This is a genomic window from Lapillicoccus sp. (assembly GCF_046595215.1).
GTDB lineage: Bacteria > Actinomycetota > Actinomycetes > Actinomycetales > Dermatophilaceae > Lapillicoccus.
This window is the reverse complement of sequence record NZ_JBKJPP010000166.1, coordinates 1-8,410: the sequence shown is the minus strand read 5'-3', so window position 1 is coordinate 8,410 and position 8,410 is coordinate 1. Positions and strand designations below refer to the sequence as shown.

6 protein-coding genes and 1 pseudogene are annotated in these 8,410 nt (G+C 65.1%); 2 read left to right on the top strand and 5 right to left on the bottom strand.

What is annotated here, in order from left to right:
* Nucleotides 1–208: pseudogene (locus ACLL9L_RS14770) on the top strand (CDP-alcohol phosphatidyltransferase); the annotation flags it as partial.
* 352 nt (nt 209–560) lie between these two features.
* Here the strand turns inward: ACLL9L_RS14770 and ACLL9L_RS14765 are convergent.
* Entirely contained in the window at nt 561–1,724 is a 1,164-nt protein-coding gene (locus ACLL9L_RS14765) for a glycosyltransferase family 4 protein (RefSeq protein WP_411285421.1), read from the bottom strand.
* 592 nt (nt 1,725–2,316) lie between these two features.
* Here ACLL9L_RS14765 and ACLL9L_RS14760 point away from each other — a divergent pair.
* Complete coding sequence (locus tag ACLL9L_RS14760) at nt 2,317–3,654, top strand: hypothetical protein (protein WP_411285420.1); 1,338 nt, start codon at nt 2,317–2,319, stop codon at nt 3,652–3,654.
* Nucleotides 3,655–3,718: 64 nt separating this feature from the next.
* Here ACLL9L_RS14760 and ACLL9L_RS14755 read toward each other — a convergent pair whose 3' ends face one another.
* From ACLL9L_RS14755 to ACLL9L_RS14740, 4 genes are all read right to left on the bottom strand, one after another.
* Nucleotides 3,719–4,453 (bottom strand): polysaccharide deacetylase family protein, encoded by a 735-nt coding sequence (locus tag ACLL9L_RS14755; protein ID WP_411285419.1) that lies wholly within the window; start codon nt 4,451–4,453, stop codon nt 3,719–3,721.
* On the bottom strand, nt 4,450–5,460 hold the full coding sequence (locus ACLL9L_RS14750; RefSeq protein ID WP_411285418.1) for a glycosyltransferase family 2 protein: 1,011 nt from the start codon (nt 5,458–5,460) through the stop codon (nt 4,450–4,452). The genes ACLL9L_RS14755 and ACLL9L_RS14750 overlap by 4 nt, the downstream gene beginning before the upstream one ends.
* Before the next feature lie 50 nt (nt 5,461–5,510).
* Entirely contained in the window at nt 5,511–7,526 is a 2,016-nt protein-coding gene (locus tag ACLL9L_RS14745) for a glycosyltransferase (protein WP_411285417.1), read from the bottom strand.
* A partial coding sequence (locus ACLL9L_RS14740; RefSeq protein WP_411285416.1) for an oligosaccharide flippase family protein occupies nt 7,523–8,410 on the bottom strand: 888 nt, incomplete at its 5' end. The genes ACLL9L_RS14740 and ACLL9L_RS14745, both read right to left, overlap by 4 nt.

The following is an 8,410-nucleotide window of genomic DNA, read 5'->3' as shown; positions in this document are numbered from 1 at the left end:
GAAGGCCTCCAGCTCCGTCCTCAGGTCCCTCGTGGTGGCCCCGACGGACTACGGCCTCCTGTGCGTCGCCTTCCTCATCTGGGGCTGGACGTCGGGTTTCCTCCTGGTCTACGGCCTCCTCATGCTCGGGACCGCCGGCTACGTCGCCTTGGGACTGCCCAAGTGGTTTCGCGACATGAGGTCTCTCGACACGCGCCCGACCCCATGAGGGGAAGGCGTCGCCCGGCTGCCCGAGGTCGACGGGGGCGGGGGCCGGTGCTCGTTGTCCATCCCGGGTCCGAGCTCTACGGCTCGGACGAGATGGTGCTCGAGGCCGTGCGCGGCCTGCGCGACGCGCCAAGGCGTCGACACACGGTGCCGCCTCGATGTCGGTGCTTCGCTCGCTCGCTGCCGCCCCCACCGACCATGGGCTTCTGTGCCTAGTCTTCGTCATCTGGGGCCGACCGTTGGCCCTTATCGTCGTCTATTGCCTGTTGTTCCTCGTCACCACGGGCTACCTCGCTCTCGGCCTTCCCAAGTGGTTCCGGGACATGTAGGCCCTTGAACCTCCTTCAGCGGGCTCAGTCTTCGCCAACCACACACTTCATCACGGCATCGACCTCATCCGCATAACGCTGCAACGAGAAGCGGCTCAGGGCCTGCTCGCGAGCCTGTTCAGCAATGGACCGGGCCAGGTCTGGGTTGTCCATCAATCGGCGGATGCCCGAGGCGAAAGACCCCGGGTCGTCCGGGGTCGCGAGTATGCCCGTCACGCCGGGCGTCACGATCTCAAGATGGCCCATGGCGCCCGCCACCACCACTGGCCGCAGAGCCAGCTGCGCCTCGACGACGCAGTTTCCGAAGGACTCCCAGGGGGAGGGCGCGACAAGCAGGTCTGCTTGCGCCAGCGCGGGCCAGATCGGCGAGGTGTATCCGTGAAAGGTTACGGCGCCCTCCAGATCTGGCCGGCGGGCCCGCTCCACCAGACGCTCGGCGAACCACTCGTAGCCGGAAAACGCGGAGCCGTACACCTCGAGCCGCACATCCACCCCGCGCGCCCGAAGCAGGGCAATGGCCTCCATCGCAGTCTCGATCGACTTGCGAGGGGACAGCCTTGAGACAAGCGCAATACGCCAAGGTTGTCCTCGGGTCGGCTCCTGGGGGACGTCTGGCGGCCCGGGGACCCCGTTGGCGATGACGCGGGTGCGGGTCCTCAGCCTCGGGTAGCTCTCACAGAGGGTCTGAAGGGTCGGCCTACTGTTGGCAATCAAAAGGGTAGAGAGCCAGAGCGGCGTCGCCAAGGCTCGTCGCGCCGTCGCGCCGTCGCCGCTCGCGGCTTCGTGCAGATGGGCCACCACCGGAATTCGACGAAGCCATGCAGCCAGCAGCCACCAGGGGAGCGTCGTGGTGTTGACATAGACGACGTCAGGACCCACCTCGGCGATGAAACGCAGCATGGGGCCCAGTCGTCTGGCGACCCGTGCTCCGAGTCGGGGCATCCCGGTCGGCGTGGCGTTCGCACGGCGAAGCACGGGGAAGTCGATGAACCGGATTTCGGCGCCGCGACCACGCAGGAGGGGAACCAACGGGCCGTCCGTCGGCAGGGCGACCACCACTCGCCAGCGGTGACCTTTGAGCCCCCCGACACTTTCGAGCATCTGCAGATCAGAGCCGTAGACGTCAGCCGACGGGTTGGCAATCAGTACGGTCAACGGACGGTCGTGTTGAGGCTGGCTGCGGTGCATGGAATTCCTCCAGTCAGAGTTCCCCAGTCGTCGCGGACGCAGGTACGGCTGTCACCGAAGACCTGGGTCAATTCCTCACCGATCCGACGCACGTCTGACCGGTAGATGGGCCCATCATTGTCTGAAGTGGACGGTGCTGCTGACCCGACCAGCGGCCCTGACGGGAGCCAATCCCCTTCGTCGCTGGGCAATGTGGACACGACACGCAGCCTTGACTGGCGCTTGACCAAGAATTTACCCCGCTTTGCATTGGCAAATCCGGCAAAAGGGATGTTATCGGATAAATCACCCGTAGCGTCATGGTCAACCACTCGCTTCGCCGGAAGATGACCATGAGCCCTATCGACCGTTCATCCTGCCTCTCGATCGGCGCCTCCGCGCCCTGGCACAAAGCTAGCTGCCGACGTCGGCAGCTAGCGCTCTGGGACCGTGCTGACGCTGTGGGTCCGCCCCCCCGACTGGGTGACCGACCGCGGTCAAGGCATGCCGAGGTTCCTGACCTCGGGCCGACGGACCAAACCATGGGACCGAACAGCCTTATCCGGGTTGGCCGCGGTCTGACCGCGCTCGACACCCACCTTCGAATTTCGTCATGACCAAGCCAAGCCGTAGAGGCTTTCTGGCCCTCGTCGGCACCGGCCTAGTCACTGCGACCACGCAGGAGCCGATCACCAGAATCCGCTCTCGGTTCCCCGTGGTGGTGACGGGCGGTCAGCGTTCAAGCGGTGCCGGCCCGTGGCCGGCCGCGATCCCCGACGGTACCCGCCCGACCGGGCTCGCCCCAGACGGGACGCCATACGTCACCTACGAGTCTCTGTACGTGGCTGGGGACACCGTCACCGCCGCTCTTGCACGACTGAGGACCCCCGCCATTGTCACGTTCCCGGTGGGCCGGTTCGAGCAGGCTGATTTCAACGCCGGCTACCAGTCAGCCATCAATATCCCGAAGATGTGCCGAGGTATCATCGGTTCTGGACGGGGCACCCTCGGCGGTTCGGGCGGGACCGTCTTCGCGCCAACCGCGAACTCAGCGTCTGCTGCAACGTTGGCGCTCCTGCCCGCGCAGGGTTCGGGGACGTCTTACTCGGTGGCGATCCTCAAACAACTCGACGGGTCGGGCCCTCTGCACCTGGCGAACTTCCGCGTCGAGGGCACCGCTCAGAGGACCGTCTCAGGGCAGACATCGACGTGGTCCACTCCTCGAGAGTTCTGCTACTCGGGGCTGAACATCTACCACCCGGGTGGTGGCGTGACGATACGGAATGTCCTCTCTGGTGGCTGGGTCGGCGACAACGGTGCCCCACCTGGTGAGACGTTCGGTATCGCCATCAACGGCGGCGCCGGTCCGTCTGCCTACCGGCACCTAATCGAGGACTGCGAAGCGGACGGACGCCGCGTCGTCGGCGGACCGCCATTGGGCGCGGGCGGAATCTGGTTCGGCAACTGTGTGGACTCGATCATGCGACGTAACAACACACACCACACCCGATACGGGTCGACGATCCTGTTTCAAACCTTTGACTCTCAGATGATCGACTGCGTCATGGGTTCGGCCGCCGACCCGGTGTCGGCTTGGCCGTTCAACTGCGAGTACACGTCTGGGAACGTGGTCAAAAACGCCGTGCTCAACAAGGGGCAGTCGTCGGGCGGTGTGCACATAACCCACTCAAACTACGCCAACCAAGACGGGTCCGGAACCCAATTCACCATGACCCGCAACGGCCGGATCTACAGCGCGTCCAACGGGAGCCTCAAGGTGGTCAGCCCAAAGTGGAATGCGATTTCCTACGGACCCGAACTGTGGGTTGAAACGTGGACCCTCACGGCGGATTCCCAGATCACCCCGCCGCTTGTCGTCCAGTCTGACGGGGTTACTCACGTCCCGTATCGCTGGGCCCACGGCCCTAGCCCTCACGTCACCGTCCAATGATCCTCACGTGCCCATCTCGAGAAGTGAGCCGCCCGAAACAGGGGAGGTTAGGACATGGCGACCCCTATCTAGACAGTACGATGGTCCGGACCGCGGGGCCCCTGTTGAGCCCCGCGGCAAGCGAGACCAGCCGGTAGCCCTTCTCACCGAGCGCGTCGGTGAGCATGGCGAGGAGCTCGGCCCGATCCACCTCCGGTTGATCGCCCGATCCGTCCCCCTTGCTCGCCCCAAAGGCGTCGTGCGCCAGGAAAATGGCACCGGGGCGGCACCCTAACATCGCGTTCTCGACCCGCTCCCGCTGCGGGACCGATTTCCAGTCCCAAACCGAGGCCGTCCAAAGCACCGTAGTGAGGCCGAGTCGACGAGCCGACCTCAGCGTGTGAACACTCTGGGCGCCGTAAGGCGGCCGGAACAAGGTGATCGGTTCAGCGAGCAGTCGCTCGAGTTCGCGCTTGCCCGTGGCCATGTGGTCATGCGCCGCCTCCTTGCTCATGTCCGTCAGCCGCCGGTGGTCGAGGCCGTGAAGACCGATCTGATGACCCTCGTCGCGAACCCGAAGCAGAAGCTCCGGGTGCTCCCTCGCCCGATCGACGAGCACGAAGAACGTCGCAGTAAGTCCATGCCGACTCAGTTCGTTCAACACCTGGGGGGTTGAAGCCGGGTCAGGACCGTCGTCATAGGTCAGCACGACGATCTGGTCGTCGGTGCGCACGGATGTGACCGAACCCATCAGGTCACCGAGAAGTCGCGACGCGGTCCATCTGATGACCCGTTTGACGCCTACCGGCAGGGTGCTCATGCCGGACGTCGGTCGGGCACATGACGCTCTCGCATAGCCAAGGGAACGGGCGCGAAGGCCTTGAGACCGCGCCGGTGGTCACCGTCACGGTTGTACTCCTCGTAGACGTAGCCCACCGCGGCTGCCAACATCCCGATGCCGCGGTAGACGGTGCGCAGCCCCCGGGCGTGATGGCCCTTACGCCCCAACGTTGCTCCGAGAGCACACCGCAACGACCCGGCGCCAACGCGGATCGCCCCGCCTGCGATGCTCACGCATCGCGCACGCACGCGGGCAATCGGATGCGGCGCGAGGTACTGGGCGATGAGGCGTTGCGTGTTGCCATGGCTCATCGAACGGTGCAGCACCCATGTCCTCGTCATCCGCGAAATCGGAACGCGGTCAACGATGAAAGCTTCGTTGCACCACACGATGTGGCCCCCGGCCATGATGAGCTGCCGGCTGAACAAGGAATCCTCTCCCCCGCTGAAACCGAAAGCCTCGTTGAACCGGACCCCCAGCCTTCGGATCTGTCCCATGTCGAGTAGCAGGTTTCCTGCAGCTGCCTCCTTGACCCTCGTTCCCGTGGGGAGATCGAAGCGGGCGAAGAACCGCCCGGCAATCAGCCATGAATCCAAAGGGGCGGGGTAGGACGCGACAACCGCGCCAGGCACCGCGGCAGCCTCCGTGGCAGCCCAGGTCGCGAGCAGAAGATCCAGCCACCGTTCACCAGGCAGTTCGTCGTCGTCGATGAAGGCCAACAGGTCCTCGCCCTCCGCCTCGTCCAGCGCCCGATTGCGTGCCGCAGCGATCCCCGGCGTGGGCTCATGGACGTACCGGACGCGATCCATACCGAGGGCCCGAACGGGCTTTTCGGCGCTGCCCTTCGGGTCGTTGTCGACCACCACGATGTTTGCGGTGTAGATGAGGGGCACCGCGTGGTTGAGGACATCGAGGTCCCGGTCGAGATGTCGTAGGAGATCCACCAGCTCACGCGGCCGGTGGAATGTGAGGATGGCGACGACCACTCGGAAGCGCCTGGAGGTGTCACGCAGACCCACCGCTCCGCCGGGAGTGGTCACCGTGGGGCTCCGGTGGCCAGACGTCGGGCGACGGCGTGCGCCCAGCGACGCGCCGGACTGCGGTCCGCAACCGCTCGGGCCCGCCGGAATGCCTCGGCGTGGCTTGCGGCGGCGCCAGACCACTCCCTCCCGCTGAGATTCGGGCGCGTCGAGCGAGGCAGCCTCGCGGCCAGTATCGCGCCAACGACGTGCTCTCCCGTGAGGTCACCGCGATAGAGGTGGACCCAACCAGGCCCCATTTCCTTGCTGAGTCTGCGGTTCACCTCGTTGTCCTGGACGAGGACTGGCCGGTCCAGCGACAGGGCGACCAGGGCGCTGCCTGAGTTGTGCATCTCGCGATAGGGAAGGACGATGAGCTCGGCCTCGGCCGCTGTGGCGACGAGATGGGCGTCGGATAGGAACTCGAACCGGAAGGCGATCCGTGGATCGCCCTCCGCACAGGACGTCAACTGGTCCACCAATGCCTGCGTCGACGGCATGCCACGTACCGTGAGAGAGAGGTCGGGCGTGGCATCCTCGATCGCGTGGAAAGCGGACACGAGGTCCTCGACGCACTTGTAGCGACGGATCATCCCGAAGTAGGAGATGCGTCCCGGCACCTGAGAGGGTCGCGCGAAACTTTCGAACCACGAGCGGTAGTGCCCGTGCGGGATGGTCAAGAAGATGCGACCTGGGGGAGCCGGCGTCGAGTCATTGAGCCGGATGAAAACATCCGTATGCCGCTCGAGCAGACGCAACAGGAAGGCCTCACGACGGGAGATGTCGAGCGGGAGCTCGAGGTTGTGCATCGTGCGGACGATCGCGGTACCTTGCAGTTTCATCCTGAGAAAGAAGACGACAAAGAGGAGCTGTCGGACGGCCTTCTTGACTGGCGGGTTGCCGTTGTTGACCATCACTTCTGGCCAGTGCGCGTGAAAGACGTCGTGCCGTCGAAGCAATGCCTCGCGCCACGTCCACACCCGCAGGTCAACGTCGGGCTCGGCTTCGAGTGCCTGCTTCAGCATGTCTATGTAGGGGTTGGTGACCTCTCCGGGCTCCGGGAAGGACTGCAGAACAACAAGGGTGCCGTCAGCATCCCGAGCGCGTCGACTCACCGCACGCATCACGCGCCACCCGTCCCACGTGCCCCTCACGGCCGCAGAGAGGGGGCGCCGTGGTCGCAGGAACTGGCGACGTCCCCCTCGTAGGAGAATCTCGTAGGCCGCGGGAACCGACCTGAGCGCCCAAGCACGTTGCATACTCCTATCCCCGTGCAACCCCGCAAACAACAGGCGGTTGCGAATGTTGTAGTAGTAGTAGCTGCTGGACTTGGAGAGCCCCAGCTGACGCTCTTGGGTGCCACCTTCGTCGTGCACCGCGCGCGCTCCCGTGACGACCTCCAGCTCCGCTCCCGCTGCTCGGACCCGTGCAGATAGGTCGACGTCTTCCCAGTAGAGGAAGTACCGGTCGTCGAAGCCGCCGACCCGCTCCCACAGGGCCGCGCTGATCATTGGTGCCGCACCGGTCAGCCACATCTCTCTGGCGCCGGGGACGTCGGTGTAGGACCGGTGCCGTGTTGCGGTGATGCGCCCGGTGCGCCTTTCCAGATCCAACCCGTCGAACCAGATCTCACCGTCCGTCGTCTCGATGACCGGGGACACCATGCGGTGCGGGTCGATACCCAATGCCCTCTGCAGAAGATCGATGCTCGCGGCGTCCATATAGGCATCCGGGTTGAGGAGCAGCAGGTGGTCAGCGCCAAGCTCGATTGCGCGGGCTACGCCGCCATTCACCCCCGACCCGAATCCGAGGTTCGTCGGTAACTCGACGAGCGTCCACGCCTGCTCAATGGTGAGTCGGCGGACGGCGTCGCGCTCTGCGTCGTCGCTGAAGTTGTCGACGACCACCACTCGGGCCAACGGGTTCTCATCGGCCACCCGCACCAGGTTGCGCTTCAGAAGGCGGTGCGAGCCGAAGTTCACTACGACGATGGCGAGGTGCTCCCGGTCATCGTGGGTCTGGAGGACGATCATTGCCTTGTCAGCCCCGATCGCACGAGGCCGACGACCCCGCGGATATCTTCCCGCAGGAACGGCACACCAAGCCCGACAACCAGGTAGACCGAGAGGGAGGTGCCCCCCGCGACTGCCAGTTGGGTGATCGATGACTGGCTCCCGGTGACCACACAGGCAGCATAGGCGGACCCGCCCAGGCACAGGGCGAGGAGCAGGATTCGTCCGGCTCCCGCATAGAGCTGCTTCACCGGGATCTGTGTGCCGCGGCTGAGCCACCACAGGGATGCGGGCCAGTCGATGGCGTGTGTCACCACAAACCCCCAGGCAACTCCTTGCAACCCCCAGTTGCTTCCTATAACGACGCAGATCACTTTCGTCAATGCCATGAACAGCGTAAACGCCAGAAGCCGACCACCCATGGCCTTCGCCAGGTAAACCCAGTAGCCCACATAGGCCAAGACCTGAAGCGCCCCACCAACGGCCAGGAGTCGTAGCAGCGGCGTGACACCATCCCACTGGGGACCGAGGAAGACATGCGTCACCGGGGTGGCCGCGCCGACAAGGACAGCCATCCCGCTGACGAGGGTGAAACCCAGTGTCGACTGACCGCGTACAACGTAGCTGCTGAACCGCGCGCGATCGTCGCGCAGCCGGGCAAGGACAGGCAGGGCAACCGTTGTCGTTGGAGATAGGAGCTGGACCAGAGGCACCATGAGCAGCTGATAGCCGCGGTTGTAGAGTCCCAGGGACGTCGGTCCAAACCGAGCCCCGATAACGAGCGCATCGGTGTTGTTCGTCAGGTATCCCACGACCTGGGCGAGAGCCAGTCGCCATCCGAAGCGCAGCACGCCGCCCACTGGCGCGCCCCGGGTGGGCAGACCCGGGAGCCACCCGGCAGAAAG

Coding starts and splice junctions, on each gene's coding strand:
- ACLL9L_RS14760 (WP_411285420.1), top strand. CDS start 2,317: ATGACCAAGCCAAGCCGTAGAGGCTTTCTGGCCCTCGTCGGCACCGGC.
- ACLL9L_RS14745 (WP_411285417.1), bottom strand. CDS start 7,526: ATGATCGTCCTCCAGACCCACGATGACCGGGAGCACCTCGCCATCGTC.
- ACLL9L_RS14765 (WP_411285421.1), bottom strand. CDS start 1,724: ATGCACCGCAGCCAGCCTCAACACGACCGTCCGTTGACCGTACTGATT.
- ACLL9L_RS14755 (WP_411285419.1), bottom strand. CDS start 4,453: ATGAGCACCCTGCCGGTAGGCGTCAAACGGGTCATCAGATGGACCGCG.